This is a genomic window from Cobetia sp. PDI-12MA (assembly GCF_059507695.1).
In genome coordinates this window covers 628,347-644,861 of sequence record NZ_CM183351.1, presented here as the reverse complement: position 1 = coordinate 644,861, position 16,515 = coordinate 628,347, and the positions used below count along the sequence as shown (strand labels likewise).

The following is a 16,515-nucleotide window of genomic DNA, read 5'->3' as shown; positions in this document are numbered from 1 at the left end:
GGGGTCGATTCTTCATTTGTCAGAATGAGGAGCCGGGCTGGCCCAGGAAGGCGATCTCTTCCGGCGTGGACTCGCGGCCGAGAATCGCATTGCGATGCGGGTAGCGGCCGAATCTACGCACGATGTCCGCATGCCGATGCTCATAGCGCAGGGTGTGCTCGAGGCCGGGGCGTGCGAACAATTGTTCGGCGTGTTCATGGATGCGCAACGATTCGCTGTGCATCCACGGCATGATCGCGAAGGGCTGCCAGGCCAGCGGAAGACGGTCCAGGTCGCCCAGCGCGACGGCCTGTTGCGAGAGCGCGAGCGCCAGGTTGTCGCCGCTGAAGGCACGCGGCGTATCGCGATGGATATTGCGCGCGAACTGGTCCAGCAGCAGGATTTCCGCCAGCCGCCCACCGACGCTCGTCCGCCACTCCCATAGCTCACAGGCGAGCGCCTGCTCGAGGCGCATGGCGAATCGCTCACGCAGCTGGCCATCGAGTGCATCGCTCTTGCGAAACCAGTCCTTGGGCGTCAGCTGAGTGAACCAGTAATCGAGTACATGCCGTGCCTGGGGGTGGCTGTCCGTGATCAGCCTGGCAGGGTCAGGTTGTGAGAACTCCGAGGGGGTTGAGCGGGGCATGAGGGGTGTCCTTGCGTGAAATCGGGCAATAAGCCGCGAGAAAGGCCTGACTGAGTGCGGCACCTTGTACTGCAAGTGCCGGGCGTGGGCGGCGTGGAGCGATCATGGTTCTGACACCGGATCTTCATCTTGAGCGTGGAAAGTAGTCTCTCCCATCAGCGCTGTCAGCCTTTGCGGCCTGCCCCGCGATGGTTGGCGCCCTGATGTCACTCGTGATGTCACTTCTGATGCCACTTGCTATCCCAACCTGACGCCAGATTGTTACAAGGAAGCCCCTCATGTCCCGCCGTCTGTCTGATCTGCTGCCTTTGCGCTCCTCTCGCAAGTCCCACGCCGCTCACGTTTCCCCCACCTCCCACACCTCCCCCGTCTCGCCAAGCACTGCGCCAGCCGGCAATGGTGCTGCACCAGGCACCCCCGCCGGTGCCCCGTCACGGATGGACCGCCGCCAGCTGCTGGGGCGCGGCCTGCAAGGCGCCGGGGTCGGGCTGCTGGCGACCACGGGCCTGCTCGGCGCCCCCGCGATCGTGATGGCCGAGGGACGACGACCGCGCATGCCCTCCGGTGTGATGAGCGGCGACGTGACCGCCAGCCGCGCCATGCTGTGGAGCCAGAGCGACAAGCCGGCACGCATGCTGATCGAACTGGCCGACAATCCCGAGATGCGCGGCGCCTTCCAGATGCGCGGTCCGGTGGCCCTGCCGACGGATGGCCTGACCAGCAAGCTCGACCTGACTCGCATCGGCACTCGCGCCAACGCCAGCGGCGAGGTCTTCTACCGGGTGCGCTACGCGGCGCTGGATGATCACCGCGCCATCAGCGAGGCCACAGCCGGTCGCCTGGTGTTGCCGCCCAGCGCGCAGGCACCGCGTGCGCTGCGCTTCGTGTGGTCCGGTGACACCGTCGGCCAGGGTTGGGGCATCAATCCGGACTTCGGTGGCCTGCGCCTCTACGAGACCATGCGCCAGGTCAAGCCGGACTTCTTCCTGCACTCCGGCGATACCATCTACGCCGATGGCCCGCTCAAGGAGAGCGTCACCCAGCACGACGGTAGCCTGTGGCGCAATATCGTCACGCCCGCCAAGTCCAAGGTGGCAGAAACGCTGGACGAGTATCGTGGCCAGTACGCCTACAATCTGATGGACGAGAACCTGCGCCGCTTCAATGCCGAAGTGCCGATGTTCGCCCAGTGGGATGACCACGAGACCACCAACAACTGGTACCCGGGCGAGATTCTCGAGGATGATCGCTACACCGAGAAGAATCTCGACGTGCTGTCCGCCAATGCGCGGCGCGCCTTCCTCGAGAACATGCCGCTGCGCACCGGCCCTGCCGCGCCGGAGCGCATCCACCGCAACTTCAGCTTCGGGCCGGGGCTCGAGATGTTCATGCTCGACATGCGCAGCTTCCGCGGTGCCAATTCCGCCAACCGCCAGACGGGGCGCGGGCCACAGATCGACTTCCTGGGTCGCGATCAGCTGGCCTGGCTCAAGCAGTCGCTCAAGGCCAGTACCGCCACCTGGAAGGTCATCGCCTCCGACATGCCCATCGGACTGCTGGTGCGTGACGGCGACAATTTCGAGAACGGCGCCAATGGGGATGGCGAGGCATTGGGACGCGAGCAGGAGATCGCCGAACTGCTCAAGTTCGTGCGCGATCACGACATCCAGAATCTGGTCTGGCTGACCGCCGATGTGCACTACACCGCCGCACATCACTACTCGCCCGAGCGCGCCGTATTCAAGGACTTCACACCTTTCTGGGAATTCGTCAGTGGCCCGATCCACGCCGGCACCTACGGCCCTGGCGAGCTGGACAACACCTTCGGACCAAGACTCGAATTCGTGAAGGCACCGCCTGAGGGACGGGCCAACATGTCGCCCAGCGAAGGCTTCCAGTTCTTCGGCCAGGTGGATCTCGATCCCGAGAGCGAAGCGCTGACCGTCACACTGAAAGACATCCACGGCACCTCGCTCTACCAGCAGGTGCTGACCCCCGCCGGCGCCAGCGTCTGACAGCGGTGTCGGTTACTGACACCCGCTGCTGACTATCGGCTTGCGATACCAGCTTCTGACAACGACAACGCCCCGCCTCCTGCCGTCGATCGACACGCAAGAGGCGGGGCGTTCTGGTCATGGCGACAGGTCGACAGCCGCTACCGGGCTATGTCTGCACGAATCAGACAATTGCAGAAAAATGTCAGACAAATTATCAATGGTGAGGGTCCGGCATTTCTTTGACACTGATCGGCACGCTAGATGTCGGTCGCTGACAGCGTGTCTCGTGCTACCGCGCGCCAACGGTGAGGCATGTTCTGCAGACGATGGGCAGCTGAGCAAGCAGGCCTCCGAGCCCTGTTGTTCAACAAGGATAATGCCATGAACGCCCTCACCCTGAGCTCCTTCGTGTTCTTCACGGGGCTGGTCGCCGTGATCACCTGGTGGCTGACCCGTCGTGACGACCATCAACATTCCACCGGCTATTTCCTCGCCGGACGCAGTCTGACCTTCCCGATCATCGCAGGCTCCCTGCTGATGACCAACCTCTCCACCGAGCAGATGGTGGGCCTCAACGGCGCCGCCTTCACCGACGGCCTCTCCGTGATGGCCTGGGAAGTGGTAGCCGTGGTCTCGCTGGTCGCGATGGCCATGTTCTTCCTGCCACGCTTCCTCAAGAGCGGTATCACCACCCTGCCGGAACTGCTGGCACTGCGCTTCGATCGCACCACCCAGCTGCTGGCCAACCTGATCTTCATGCTGGCCTACGCCATCATCCTGCTGCCCAGCATTCTCTACTCCGGCGCCCTCGGTCTGATGGGCGTGCTCGACCTGCGAGCCCTGACCGGCATCGACTCGCAGATGGTGCTGCTGACCGGCACCGTGATCGCCGTCGGCATCGCCGGTGCCATCTATGCCCTCTTCGGTGGCCTGCGCTCCATCGCCATTTCCGACACTCTGAACGGCATCGGCCTGCTGATCGGCGGCATGATCATCGTCTACTACGGGCTGGACCGCGTCGGCGACGGCAACGGTATCCTCGCTGGCTGGGAGACGCTCAAGGAGACCCACCCGGAGAAGCTGAATTCGCTGGGCGGGGATGACCAGTCAGTGCCGGTCTCGACCCTGTTCACCGGGGTGCTGCTGCTCAACATGTTCTACTGGTGTACCAACCAGCAGATCATCCAGCGCACCTTCGCCGCCAAGACCCTCGCCGAGGGCCAGAAGGGCGTGCTGCTGACCGGTGCCCTCAAGCTGCTGGGCCCGCTGTATCTGGTGCTGCCGGGCATCATCGCCTTCCAGCTCTACGCCGGTGACGGCATCAAGGCCGACGCCGCCTATGGCCGGCTGGTCTTCGATGTATTGCCCGCGCCGCTGACCGGCTTCTTCGCCGCGGCGATGGTCGGCGCGATCCTGTCGTCCTTCAACTCGGCGCTCAACTCCACCGCCACCCTGTTCAGTCTCGATGTCTACAAGGCACGCCTCAAGCCGCAGGCCAGCGATGAAGAGGTGGTCAAGGCCTCCAAGTGGGCCGGCTGGATCATGGCCGCCGCCGCGATGGCCATCGCCCCGCTGCTGGCGACCCAGGAAAGCCTGTTCGTCTATGTGCAGAAGGTGAACTCCATCTACTACATCCCGCTGTTGGCGGTGATCGTGGTGGGACTGATGTCCAAGCGCGTGCCGGCCATCGCCGCCAATCTGGCGCTGGTGCTCGGCTGCGCGGTCATCGGCCTGTTCTACTTCGTGCCGACGCTTTCCGAACTGGTCGATCGGGTGCACAACTTCCACTTCATCGCCATCGTGCTGGTGCTGTTGATCGCCATGATGCTGGTGATCGGCAAGCTGTCACCGCGCGCCGAACCCTGGATCCAGCAGGACGTCGGCGCCATCGACATGACGCCCTGGGCCGGCACTCGTATCGCCAGCATCGTGCTGCTGGTACTGGTGATGGCCATCTACCTGGCCTTCGCCAGCTGATCGCCCCACCCGCACGACGCGATCGCACGCCGCATGTCATCGTCATCGTCATCGCCATGACCTCACGACATGTGCGTACGAGATGAACGCACGACATGCTAACGCCAGCGCCCCGTCATCTTCACTGATGACGGGGCGCTGGCGTCTCTGACTGGGCATCAAAGGTGACCCGCAATGCGCGGTGAAAGCCGCGACATGCGTCTTTTTACGACACTGCGATCAAGGCCTGATACCAGAGACTGAGAAGCAATGACCTCCTGTTCATCCTCAACGCTCAATCGACGCCAGCTGCACCTCAAAACCAACGTATGTTCTACAAATGGCGGATAGCGAGAAATCAGCAGATACCTACACTATCGCCAGTCTTGCCGTGAATGTTACCGGTGAGTCTCTTCACGGACGATGACACAGCCTGCTGTGTGCATTGCATCGCCACGGCTGGATCGGCATCGAATCATCTCCTCGGATCATGAGCCTGACCCCTTCTGATTCGACGCCGCACGCCTAAAGGAACCCTCCCCCCATGCATGCTCTGACACTTGTTTCTTTCGTGTTCTTTACCGGCCTGGTCGCTGTCTTGACCTGGTGGTGGACACACCGCGATGACACCTCGCATTCCACCGGTTACTTCCTCGCCGGACGCAGCCTGACCTTCCCGCTGATCGCGGGCTCCCTGTTGATGACCAACCTGTCCACCGAGCAGATGGTCGGCCTGAATGGCGCCGCCTTCACCGATGGTCTGTCAGTGATGGCCTGGGAAGTCATGGCGGTACTGGCCATGGTGGTGATGGCAATGTTCTTCCTGCCACGCTTCCTAAAGAGTGGCATCACCACCTTGCCTGAGCTGCTGGCCTTGCGCTTCGGACGCAGCACCGAGCTGATCACCAACCTGATCTTCCTGTTCGCCTACGCGGTGATCCTGCTGCCGATCATCCTCTACTCCGGTGCCATCGGCCTGCAGGGCATGCTGGACCTTCCCTCGCTGACCGGTATCAGCTCGCCCAATGCACTGCTGTGGATGACCATCTGGGTCGTCGGCATCATCGGTGCCATCTATGCCCTGTTCGGCGGCATGCGCTCCATCGCCATCTCCGACACCTTGAACGGCGTGGGCCTGTTGATCGGCGGCATGCTGATCGTCTATTTCGGCCTCGATGCCGTCAGTGATGGCCAGGGTGCGATGGCCGGCTGGGACACGCTGACCGCCGCCAATCCGGAGAAATTCAACTCAATGGGCGGCGAAGACCAGTCGGTACCCTTCTCGACTCTGTTCACCGGCGTGATGATCATCAACTTCTTCTACTGGTGTACCAACCAGCAGATCATCCAGCGCACCTTCGCCGCCAAGACCCTCGCCGAGGGCCAGAAAGGCGTGCTGCTGACCGGTGCCCTCAAGCTGCTGGGCCCGCTGTATCTGGTGATTCCCGGCATCATCGCCTACCACCTCTACGCCTCTTCCGGCGTCAAGGCCGACAGCGCCTACGGCCAGCTGGTGTTCGATGTACTGCCCGCACCGCTGACCGGCTTCTTCGCCGCGGCGATGGTCGGCGCGATCCTGTCGTCCTTCAACTCGGCGCTGAACGCCACCACCACGCTGTTCTCCACCGGCATCTACAAGGCGCATCTGCGTCGTGATGCCAGCGACGAGGAAGTGGTCAAGGTCTCCAAGGGCTTCGGCTGGGTGCTGGCGATCGCTTCCATGACCCTCGCGCCGCTGCTGGCCGGTCAGGAGAGCCTGTTCGGTTACCTGCAGAAGATGAATGCCATCTACTTCATCCCGATCTTCGCCGTGGTGCTGATGGGGCTGCTGACACGTCGCGTGCCGACCATCGCCGCCAACCTGGCACTGTTGATCGGTTGTAGCGTGATCGGGGTGGTCTACTTCGTGCCGGCCTTCTCCGGCGTGCTGGACGTGATCCACGAGTTCCACTTCGTCGGTCTGGTGTTCGTGCTGCTGATCGCGATGATGCTGATCATCGGCAAGCTGGCGCCGCGTGACGAGCCGTGGATCCAGCAGGATGTCGGCGCCATCGACATGACGCCCTGGAAAGGTGCCAAGGTCTGTGCACTGCTGCTGGTCGTGCTGGTGATCGCCATCTATCTGGCCTTCATCTGACGCCTGAAAGCCGCCTTTTTGGGACGGCAAATCGTCATCAAATGAGTATCACGCCCCGCGTTGCCCTCTCGGACACGCGGGGCGTTTGCATTTCAGGCATGCTGGACTGCATGTTCACTGAAGAGGTCGCCCATGCTCTGCTTACCCCATCGCCAGCTCAAGGGGCTGTTCTTTTCCACGCTGAGGGCTTCTTTCGCTTCCTCGCTGAGGGCGCCTTGGGCACTCAAGGCGCTGGGGATCGGTCTGCTGCTCTCCTGTCTGGCCACCGTCAGCCCGAGCCAGGCCGCCGAGCGCTGGCAGCGGGCCGCTGTACTGGCGGACAGCTTCATGGAAGTGGCACTCAAGCGTGAATACCTGCCCGGCAGCAGCGCCTCGCTGGTGCGCTGGCAGAAACCGATCACGGTCTGGGTCGACTCGCAGCTGGGCGACTCATCTCTGCAGCGACAGATGAGCGAGATCCAGTTCCGTCATCTATCCACCATCACCGGTCATCCGCTGAGTTTCGTGTCTTCCGCCAGAGAGGCCAATCTGCGCATCGCCTTCATCGCCCGGGAAAACATGACGCGCGAGGCCGCCGCCTATGTCGGCAAGCAGCAGGCCGCCGCCCCGGGCATGCGCAAGGCATTGCGGGAAGGCGTATGCCTGACGCTGTTCAAGACCGGGCCGGATCACGCCATCACCAGCGGCCTGATCCTGATCCCCGCGGACTATGCCCGCCAGAAGGCGCGCCTGGTGGACTGCGTCGTCGAGGAGAGCGCCCAGTTGATGGGGCTGCCCAATGATTCGGATAACGTCTTTCCCTCCGTCTTCAGTGACGTCACGGTGGATACCTGGCTGAGCCCGCTGGATTACGTGCTGCTCAAGATGCTGTATGCCTCGGAACTCTCCCCCGGCATGTCAGCTACACAGATCCGCGCTGCGCTGCCCGCAGTCATCCAGCGCCTTGCCGAGCAGGGCGAGCTGTCACACGCCATTCACCGTGTGCGCCAGGGCAGCCTGCGGGAATGGGCGGGAGACTAGGCTCGCCGTGAGCGCGACCCCGGGCATGGAGTTGGAACGCCTGGACGGAGTACAGGCATAATCAGGACAGGCGCACCGGGCGCCGATATCCGACGGAGCTGCGCCTTCATGCCACTATCTTCTCCCGCTGCCGACCGGGCACGCCTGCCCTTGGCCGTCACGCTGCTGTCGCTGTGTCAGGCCTTGCTGGTCAGCGGCAACATCCTGCTGATCGCGGTCTCACCACTGATCGGTGCCCAGCTGGCCTCGAGCAGCTGGTCGACCGCGCCGGTCGCCACCCAGTGGCTGGGACTGATGTGTGCCACCATTCCCGCCTCACTGATCACCGCCCGCCTCGGGCGGCGACGTGGCTTCGTGCTCGGCAATCTGTGCGGGCTGGCTGGCGCGGGGCTGGCCGTGCTGGCACTGCATCTGCAGCATTTCGGGCTGTTCCTGCTCGCCACCTGGCTGGTGGGCATCGGCATCGGCTTCGGTCAGCTGTATCGCTTCGCCGCGATGGAGGCCGCCCCGGAGGAGCAGCGCGAACGCGCCATCGGGCTGGTAATGGGGGGTGGCGTGCTGGCGGCCTTCTTCGGACCCTGGCTTGCCCGCACCAGTCATGCGCTGGCCGACACGCCCTTCCTGGGTAGCTTCATCGGGCTGGGGGCGCTCTATCTGGTGGCGCTTCTCTTGCTGGCCTTCATCCGCCTGCCCAGCGAGGACAATGCCCGGTCAGCCGACGGTGATGCAGTGGAACCTGCACGCCCATTGGGCGTGATCCTGCGTCAGCCGACCTTCCTGCTGGCCGTGCTCAGCGCGATGGTCGGCTATGGGGTGATGAATCTGGCGATGACGGCCACACCGCTGGCGATGGCCCATGCCGGACACGGCTTCGATCACGTCGCCACCACCATCCAATGGCATGTGGTCGCCATGTTCCTGCCGTCCTTCTTCACCGGGCGGCTGGTCGCCCGCTTCGGGTCAGGCACCATGATCGTGACCGGCTGCGCCTTCCTGCTGACAAGTCTTGCCACCGCGCAGCTGCTGGCCGCCGACTACCTGACGGGAACCCAGGGGTTCTTCCTCGGTCTCATCCTGCTCGGCATCGGTTGGAACTTCACCTTCCTGCCCGCCACCACGATGCTGACCCACTGCCATCGCCCCAACGAGAAGGCCCGCACCCAGGCTGCCAACGAGTTCCTCGTCTTCACCACCGGGGCGGTGACGGCGCTGCTGGCCGGCCCCTTGGTCAGCACGCTGGGCTGGGCGCTGCTCAACCTGCTGCTGATCCCCGCCTGCCTGCTGCCCATCGCCCTGCTGGTGTGGCGTCAGCTTGCCTTGCGCGCCGATCGCCCGCAGATAGAGGGTTGATGGCGAGCCGTACGGCGCACGCTGACAAGTCCCGGCCATCATCCAGCTCATCATCAGCTGCCAGGATGCCATCACGTCGCGCCGCCGCCTCGCCCCCACTGACAGGGAATGCCTGATGTTCAACACCATGACCCGCAACGCCCGCCAGCTTGCCCGCGATGTGGGCCGCGAAGCACATGACCTGCTGGAGCGCGGTCTCGACCGCCAGCTGCGGCTCGCCGTCACGGGCCTGTCCGGTGCCGGCAAGACCGCCTTTCTCGTCTCGCTGATCGAGCAGCTGCGCCATGCCGGACTCGGCGCGCGCCTGGAACTGCTGCCTGCCGCACGCGACGGCCGCCTGCTCGGCGCGGAACGCGTCAGCCAGCCGGACCTCTCCATCCCGCGCTTTCCGCTGGAAGCCGGCCTGCGTTCGCTGTCCGGCCAGCAGTCACCCCACGGGCCCGAATGGCCGACGCCGACCCGCAGCATCAGCGAGCTGCGTCTCAAGATAGGCTTTCGCCCCACCTCGCGCGCCGCGCGCATGCTCGACAGCCAGCGCGCCACCCTGACGCTGGACCTGATCGACTATCCCGGCGAATGGCTGCTGGACCTGCCGATGCTGGAGCAGGACTTCAGCGGCTGGAGCAGTGAGTGCGAGACCCAGCTGGCCGACGGGCGTGGCGACTGGGCGCAGGACTGGATGGCGGCCATAGAGGGCCTGACACCGGACAGCGAAGTGGATGAAGACCGCCTCGCCGAGATCGCGAGCCTCTATACCGACTATCTGCACGCCGCGCGCCGCAAGGGTGGCTTCGTCGACCTGACACCGGGCCGCTTTCTGCTGCCCGGCGAGCTGGACGAGGCGCCGGTGCTGCAGTTCTTCCCGCTGCCGGGGCTCGGTGACTGGACACGCGACGCGTTGGCCGCCCTGCCGGAAGCCAGCCTGTATCGCACCCTGGCGCGGCGCTTCGATCACTATCGCCGCCGCGTGGTGCGCCCTTTCTATCACGACCACTTCCGGCGCTTTGATCGCCAGATCGTGCTTATCGACGTGCTGGGCGCGCTGAATGCCGGCCCGGCGCCATTCCGCGACCTGAGCCGTGCACTGGACAAGCTGTTCGACAGCTTCGCCTATGGCCGCCGCCACCTGCTGGCGCGCCTGATGGACCGCCGCATCGACCGCCTGGCCATCGCCGCCACCAAGGCCGACCACGTCACGCCAGAGCAGCATGGCGCGATGCGCGACCTGCTCGAGCAGCTGCTGGCGGACCCGCTCAAGCGCCTGCGCTATCGCGATGTGCCACTCAAGGCCTTCACCATCGCCGCCATCCGCGCCAGTGAGGCGCGTGAGGTGGTAGAGAATGGCCAACGTCATCCGGCACTGGCGGGACAACTGTTAGGCGAGCACGAGGGAGCGGGCGACTCGGACACACAAGGCACTGGCCGCGAGTCCGTGCTGCTGTTCCCGGGCGAGGTGCCTTCACGGCTGCCCGACCCGAATTTCTGGGCCGAAAGCCGCTTCGACTTCCCCCACTTCGCGCCGCCGAAGATCGATGGCAATGCGCCACCTCACATCCGCATGGACGCCGTGCTCGACTGGCTGCTGGGAGACCACCTGAAATGAACACCGAATCCCGCCATCCGCGCCCGGGCAAACGCTTCACGAGCCCCGATTCGGCGCAGGCCGATGCCGCCTCGCCCCCCTATGCCGAGCGCCCCACCGAGAGCGCATCGAAGAGCACGGCAGAGGCCCTGCGCGGCGCGCGTCACTTCTCGCCGGAGATGGAAAGCCAGCCGCTGGCGGCGGCCGAACCGGAACCCGCCACGCCGGGACTGGATGCGACGCTGAGCGCCCGGCCACGTCATCGCGGCCTCAAATGGCTGCTGCTCGGCACCCTGACACTCGGGGGTGTCGAAGCCGGTCATGCGCTCTATCAGGCGGCCATGGGCGGCGACCTGATCGCCGGCGCCTGGGGTCTGCTGGGCCTTGGCGCCATCGGGCTTGGCGCCCGTGCGCTGGGCAAGGAGCTCTTCAGGCTGCGTCACCTGCGCAGGCACGTCGCGCTGCGCGCCGTGCTGGAAGAGCATCAGCAGGATGACTTTGGCCAGGAGAGCTTTGGCCAGAAAAGCTTTGGCCAACAGGGCTTTGGCCAGCGCGGTGATGCGCTGTCCACGCCTGACGAGGATTCGGGCAAGGCAGGCGGCAAGGCCGACAGCCAGCAGGAAGACCTGCTCGAACAGCTGCGTCGCCAGATGAAGCTCGGCGATGATGACGCCGGCGTGCGCGCCTGGCGCGCCGCCTGTGAAGCGCATCACACCCCATCGGAGCGCCGCGAGCTGTTCGCCTTCCACGTGCTGGGGCCGCGGGACCGTGAGGCGCGGCGTCTGATCTCGCGCATGAGTGGCGAGACAGCGGTGATGGTGGCGGTCTCGCCGCTGACCTGGGTCGACATGAGCCTGGTGGCCTGGCGCGGTCTGCGCATGATGGAGCGCCTGTCGCTCCTCTACGGGCTGGAGCTGGGCTATGCCAGCCGCCTGCGGCTGTTCAAGGAGGTGCTGGCCTCGATGGCCTTCGCCGGTGCCAGCGAACTGGCTGCCGAGGCCAGCATGGACCTGCTGTCGATGAATCTGGCCGGCCGCCTCTCCACCAAGGCCGGTCAGGGACTGGGCAGTGGCCTGATGAACGCACGTCTCGGCCTGCGAGCCATGCGCCTGCTGCGCCCCATCCCCTTCCATGCCGAGGAGGTGCCGCGCATCGGTGAGCTGCGCGCGGAGCTGTTCTCGCGCATGCGCAAGGCCGACAAGGGCGAGGACGACCCGAGCTGAGCAGGCCGCGACCTCGCCTGCCACTGCCTTGAAAAACAAGACGCGCGCCTCTGATAGCTGGCCATTCGGGCCTTCAGGGCGCGCGTCTTTCGTGAGTCATCTCACCTTCGATGGTTTCAGCCTTCGCTGGCGATGCCGGCCTCCAGCCACTTCATCACGCGCAGCGCCTCATGGGGTGAAGTCGGATTGCCGCCCTGGCCACGAATGCAGTCGCGCAGCCCCGCATACCAGGCCGGATAGTCGCCATCGCGGCCCTGATGGGTGCCGCCCACCAGCACCTGCTCGCCTTCGGCGCCATCCGGGTCGGCCTCCAGCACGGTCAGCATTCCGGGACGCGCATCCCGCCCCCACTGGCGCGCCTGGCGCTCCAGCGGGTCACGCGAGGGCCAGTCACTGGCCTTGAGGCAATCCTCCTGAGGGTCGAGCCCGAATACCACGTAGCTGCCACGGGTACCGTGTGCGGCAAAGCGTGCCGTCGGCGCCGCCGTCAGTGCACTGGCGTGCAGCTCCACTACCAGACCCGGGTGCCTTGGATGGTGGGCGTAATCGAGCACGGCGTGGAAGAAATCATCGGTCACCGCGCCCTCGCGCTGGGCGCGACGCGTGAGCTGGATGGTGCTCGGTTCGCCGAAAAGGCACAGCGCCTGATCCAGCAGATGCGGACCGAGGTCATACCACAGGCCGCTGCCGGGCAGTGCCTGCTCACGCCAGCGGTTCGGCACCGTCGGACGAAAGCGGTCGAAGTGGGATTCCAGATGCGCGATACGGCCCAGCGTGCCGTCGTTGATCAATTCCGCCAGCGTCAGGAAGTCGGCATCGAAGCGCCGATTGTGAAATACCGCCAGCACCCGTCCGGCCTGCTCGACCTGGCGGGTCAGGGCCTCACCTTCTTCAAACGTCACCGTGAAGGGCTTGTCGACGACCACATGCTTGCCTGCCGCCAGCGCCGCAGAGGCCAGCGGAGCGTGGGTCTCGTTGGGCGTCGCGATGATGATCAGGTCGATGTCGTCACGCGCAAGCAAGGCCTCAGGGGTGGCCTCCACCTCCAGCTGCGGACGCTCGGCCCTGACGATCTCGGGCCGCGAGGTGGACAGTGCCACCAGCGCCAGCCCGTCCGTGGCCTCGATCAAGGGCGCGTGGAAGGTGCGCACCGCCATGCCATAACCGATCAGCCCGACCCGGATCGCGCTCTCGGAGGGGAAGGCGGCGCCGTGCCATGCGGCAGTGTCGCTGTGCTCATCATTATCGGGGTGGGCTATGCGGCTCATCGGGCATCCTTGTCGTTGGCGCAATCTTTGGGGAGTCGTACCTGGCAGCGCCATCCTAGCAAGGCTCCCGTGCCACAGACAGAGATGACAGCCGCCTTTAATGCTTGACCATCGCAGACTTCATCCCGCGAGCGAGGCGCCGCGTAATGCCCGCGATTGAACGGCCCCCTTGAAGTCTCGTGATTCAGCCCGCAGACCTTGCTCTACAAGGAGGGGCGTGGCAGTGAGTGGGAATACCACTCGCAAGCCACCTCGCCATTTGATTCGCGAAGGAGCAGACAGCATGCGCAAGACGCTCATCATCGGTGCCAACGGCAAGATCGGTCGTCAACTCTGCGAGAAGGCTCAGGCCGCCGGCGAACCCATCGTGGCGATGATCCGCTCGACCGAGCAGCAGAGCTGGTTCCATGATCGCAGCATCCCGACGGTACTGGGCGACCTGGAAGGCGAGATGCGCCAGGCCTTCTATGGCTGCGATCAGGCGGTGTTCGTCGCGGGCTCCGGCCCGAACACCGGCCCGGACAAGACGCTGACCATCGACCTGCATGGTGCGATGCGCACCGCAGAGCTGGCCGCCGAATTCGGGCTGTCGCGCGTGATCCAGGTCAGCTCGATCCGCTCCGAGACACCACTGGCCGGCCCGGCAGCGATGCGCCCCTACTTCGCGGCCAAGAAGGCGGCCGACCTGTGCCTCGCCGAGAGCGGCCTGCGTCATGTCATCGTCAAGCCCGGCCGTCTCACCAACGACAGCGGCAGCGGCAAGCTGACCCAGAACGCCGATGACTCCGACGAGATGCAGGTCTCGCGCGCCAATGTCGCCGAGTTCCTGCTCGGCTTGATCAAGGCTCGCGAGATCGGTGGCCGTCAGCGCAAGGCGCCCATCTTCACCCTGTTCGACGGTGATACCCCGGTTTCGCGTCTGATCAACGCCACGGCGACCGCCGACTGAGCGCGCGCCTGAGCCTGTGACAAGGTACGCAGGCAGGCCGCTTTCACCTGGGTTGCCCGCGGTTGTCCCACCGCTCATCCACGCCTGCGCGCAGCCCGCGCGGGCGTTGGGCCATCTGGCCGCTTTCCCCCCATGCTCCATGTCCGTATAGTGAGCCACTGACCCCGCCAACAGAACTTCCGAAATGCTGCAGAACAATTCGCTGCTGGCGCAGCTGAAAGATCAAATCCGCCAGGAAATTCCCCGTGTCACGGGGGTGATCAAAGGCACCGACAAGGGCTTCGGCTTCCTCGAATGCGAGGACGGCGAGTCTTACTTCGTGCCGCCACCCGCCATGAAGCAGGTACTGCACGGCGATACCGTCGAAGCGACCGTCAAGGTGGAAGGTGAGAAGAAGTCCGTACAGCCGGAAGTGCTGATTGAGACGGGTGTCGATCGCTTCGTCGCTCGTGTCGGCAAACGTGATGGCCGCCTGAACGTGATGCCGGATCACCCGTCCATCAACACGCGCATGAAAGCGCGCGTGAAGCGTGGCATCAATGAGGAAGCCCTCAATGATGGCGACTGGGTCGTGGCACGTCTGCTGCGTCACCCGATGCGCAAGGATGACCGCAGCTTCTTCGCCCAGATAGAGGAAGTCATCGCCGAGGTGGACAACCCGCGCGTGCCATGGCGTGTCACCCTGGCGCGCCATGCGCTGGAACAGGCCTCACCGGAGGGCGGCAACGACTGGCCGCTGCTGGATGAGGGCCTGACCCGCGAAGACATGACCCACGTGCCCTTCTTCACCATCGATGGTGAGAAGACGCGTGACATGGATGACGCCCTGCACATCGTCGAGCGCCCGGAAGGCGGCTGGACCCTGAGCATCGCTATCGCGGACCCGACCGCCTACGTGCCGGAAGGCAGCCCTGTCGACGAAGAGGCGCGCACGCGCTCCTTCACCGTCTACCTGCCGAGCCAGAACGTCACCATGCTGCCGGAAATCCTGGCCGATGACCTGTGCTCGCTGAAGGAAGGTGAAGACCGTCCGACGCTGATGTGCATCGTCGACATCGATACCGATGGCGTGATCGGTGAGCCGAAATTCTTCGCGGCCACCATGCGCTCCCACCACCGCCTGACCTACGACAACGTCTCCGATTGGATCGAAGGCCAGGAAGGCAGCTGGAAGCCGGAAACCGAAGAGCTGGCCGAAGGACTGCGTCAGCTGGAAGCCTTCACCCAGGCGCGTATCGCCTGGCGTGCACGCAATTCCCAGGTCTTCCGCGAGCGTCCGGATTTCGAGTTCGAACTGGATGAGGAAGGCAACGTGCTCAACGTACGTGCCGACCACCGCCGCATCAGCAATCGCATGATCGAAGAATCCATGATCACCGCGAACCTGAGCTGCGCACGTCTGCTCTCCAAGCACATCGGTCACGGTATCTTCAACGTGCACCAGGGCTTCGCGCCGGAGAAGTACGACGACACCATCGAGTTCCTGGCTGGCCAGAACATCACCGCCACGCCTGAACAGCTGGGCAGCCTGGAAGGCTACCGCCTGATCCGTCAGGAGCTGGACAGTCGCGAAGACACCTGGCTGGACGTGCGCATGCGTCGCTTCCAGGGTTACACCGTGATGTCCGCACAGCCGGGGCCGCACTTCGGTCTGGGTCTGGAAGCCTACGCGACCTGGACCTCGCCGATCCGCAAGTACGGCGACATGGTCAACCACCGCTTGATCAAGCGTGTGATTCTCGGCCAGGACGTGCCGGCGGAAGCCACCGAGCAGCTGACCGAGCACCTCAGCGAACGTCGTCGTCTCAACCGCATGGCCGAGCGTGATGTGAAGGACTGGCTCTACGTGCGCTACCTGACCAAGGCCGCCGAAGAACAGCAGGTCTTCACTGGCGAGATCATCGACATCCGTCGTGGCGGCATGCGCGTGCGTCTGGAAGAGAATGGCGCCAGCGTCTTCATTCCGGCACCGCTGATCCACAGCGATCGCAAGAAGGTCGCGATCGATGACAAGGAAGGCCGCGTGCGCATCGAAGACGAGCTGCGTTACTCACTGGGCGACATCATCAAGGTCTCCTTGACCGAAGCCCGTGAAGAGCGTCGTTCACTGGTAGGTCGTCCGGCCGAATAAGCCGCGACCCACCACTGCCGTATGTAACTGCCTTGTGATCATGAGCAATTGCCCCGGCCATCTACGCCCCGGAGCGCTCTGCGCCCGGGGCGTTTTTCGTTCTCGTGTATTGCGTATACTGCGCGTGTACCAAGCGTGAGAAATTGTAATTTTGTGAAACAGAAGCTCACGCTATACTCCTCACATCGACACACGACATCTGCTTTCACTGCTGCAGCGTTACTGGATTGACCAAGCGCGAATGACTGAAGCCTGTCCCTGATGAAGTTCGTCCATG

11 protein-coding genes are annotated in these 16,515 nt (G+C 64.4%); 9 read left to right on the top strand and 2 right to left on the bottom strand.

Annotated features, from left to right (window positions below; genetic code table 11):
* Positions 1-19 precede the first annotated feature (19 nt).
* Entirely contained in the window at positions 20-625 is a 606-nt protein-coding gene (locus AC5WNI_RS02780; RefSeq protein WP_175090471.1) for a DUF924 family protein, read from the bottom strand.
* A gap of 278 nt (positions 626-903) precedes the next feature.
* On the opposite strand from AC5WNI_RS02780, the gene AC5WNI_RS02775 reads away from it, so the two are divergent.
* The 7 genes from AC5WNI_RS02775 to AC5WNI_RS02745 all read left to right on the top strand — a co-directional run bounded on the left by AC5WNI_RS02775 (position 904) and on the right by AC5WNI_RS02745 (position 11,890).
* On the top strand, positions 904-2,640 hold the full coding sequence (locus AC5WNI_RS02775) for an alkaline phosphatase D family protein (RefSeq protein WP_495928635.1): 1,737 nt from the start codon (positions 904-906) through the stop codon (positions 2,638-2,640).
* 363 nt (positions 2,641-3,003) lie between these two features.
* Positions 3,004-4,599, top strand: coding sequence for a solute:sodium symporter family transporter (locus AC5WNI_RS02770; protein ID WP_175090470.1), 1,596 nt, complete (start codon positions 3,004-3,006; stop codon positions 4,597-4,599).
* Between the two features lie 523 nt (positions 4,600-5,122).
* Entirely contained in the window at positions 5,123-6,715 is a 1,593-nt protein-coding gene (locus tag AC5WNI_RS02765) for a solute:sodium symporter family transporter (protein ID WP_175090469.1), read from the top strand.
* A 132-nt stretch (positions 6,716-6,847) separates the two neighbouring features.
* Positions 6,848-7,735, top strand: a complete 888-nt coding sequence (locus tag AC5WNI_RS02760; RefSeq protein WP_495928634.1) for a DUF2927 domain-containing protein — start codon at positions 6,848-6,850, stop codon at positions 7,733-7,735.
* 144 nt (positions 7,736-7,879) lie between these two features.
* The gene (locus AC5WNI_RS02755) at positions 7,880-9,085 is read left to right on the top strand and encodes an MFS transporter (RefSeq protein ID WP_495929156.1); all 1,206 of its coding nucleotides are present in this window, start codon (positions 7,880-7,882) and stop codon (positions 9,083-9,085) included.
* Positions 9,086-9,200: 115 nt separating this feature from the next.
* Positions 9,201-10,688, top strand: a complete 1,488-nt coding sequence (locus AC5WNI_RS02750) for a YcjX family GTP-binding protein (protein ID WP_495928633.1) — start codon at positions 9,201-9,203, stop codon at positions 10,686-10,688.
* Positions 10,685-11,890, top strand: a complete 1,206-nt coding sequence (locus AC5WNI_RS02745) for a TIGR01620 family protein (RefSeq protein ID WP_495928632.1) — start codon at positions 10,685-10,687, stop codon at positions 11,888-11,890. The genes AC5WNI_RS02750 and AC5WNI_RS02745 overlap by 4 nt, the downstream gene beginning before the upstream one ends.
* A 116-nt stretch (positions 11,891-12,006) precedes the next feature.
* On the opposite strand, the gene AC5WNI_RS02740 is transcribed toward AC5WNI_RS02745, so the two are convergent.
* Positions 12,007-13,158, bottom strand: a complete 1,152-nt coding sequence (locus AC5WNI_RS02740) for an oxidoreductase (protein WP_495928631.1) — start codon at positions 13,156-13,158, stop codon at positions 12,007-12,009.
* Positions 13,159-13,441: 283 nt separating this feature from the next.
* On the opposite strand from AC5WNI_RS02740, the gene AC5WNI_RS02735 reads away from it, so the two are divergent.
* Both AC5WNI_RS02735 and AC5WNI_RS02730 read left to right on the top strand, forming a co-directional pair.
* Positions 13,442-14,107 (top strand): SDR family oxidoreductase, encoded by a 666-nt coding sequence (locus AC5WNI_RS02735; protein WP_285461731.1) that lies wholly within the window; start codon positions 13,442-13,444, stop codon positions 14,105-14,107.
* Between the two features lie 184 nt (positions 14,108-14,291).
* Positions 14,292-16,238, top strand: coding sequence for an exoribonuclease II (locus AC5WNI_RS02730; protein WP_175090465.1), 1,947 nt, complete (start codon positions 14,292-14,294; stop codon positions 16,236-16,238).
* Positions 16,239-16,515: the final 277 nt, after the last annotated feature.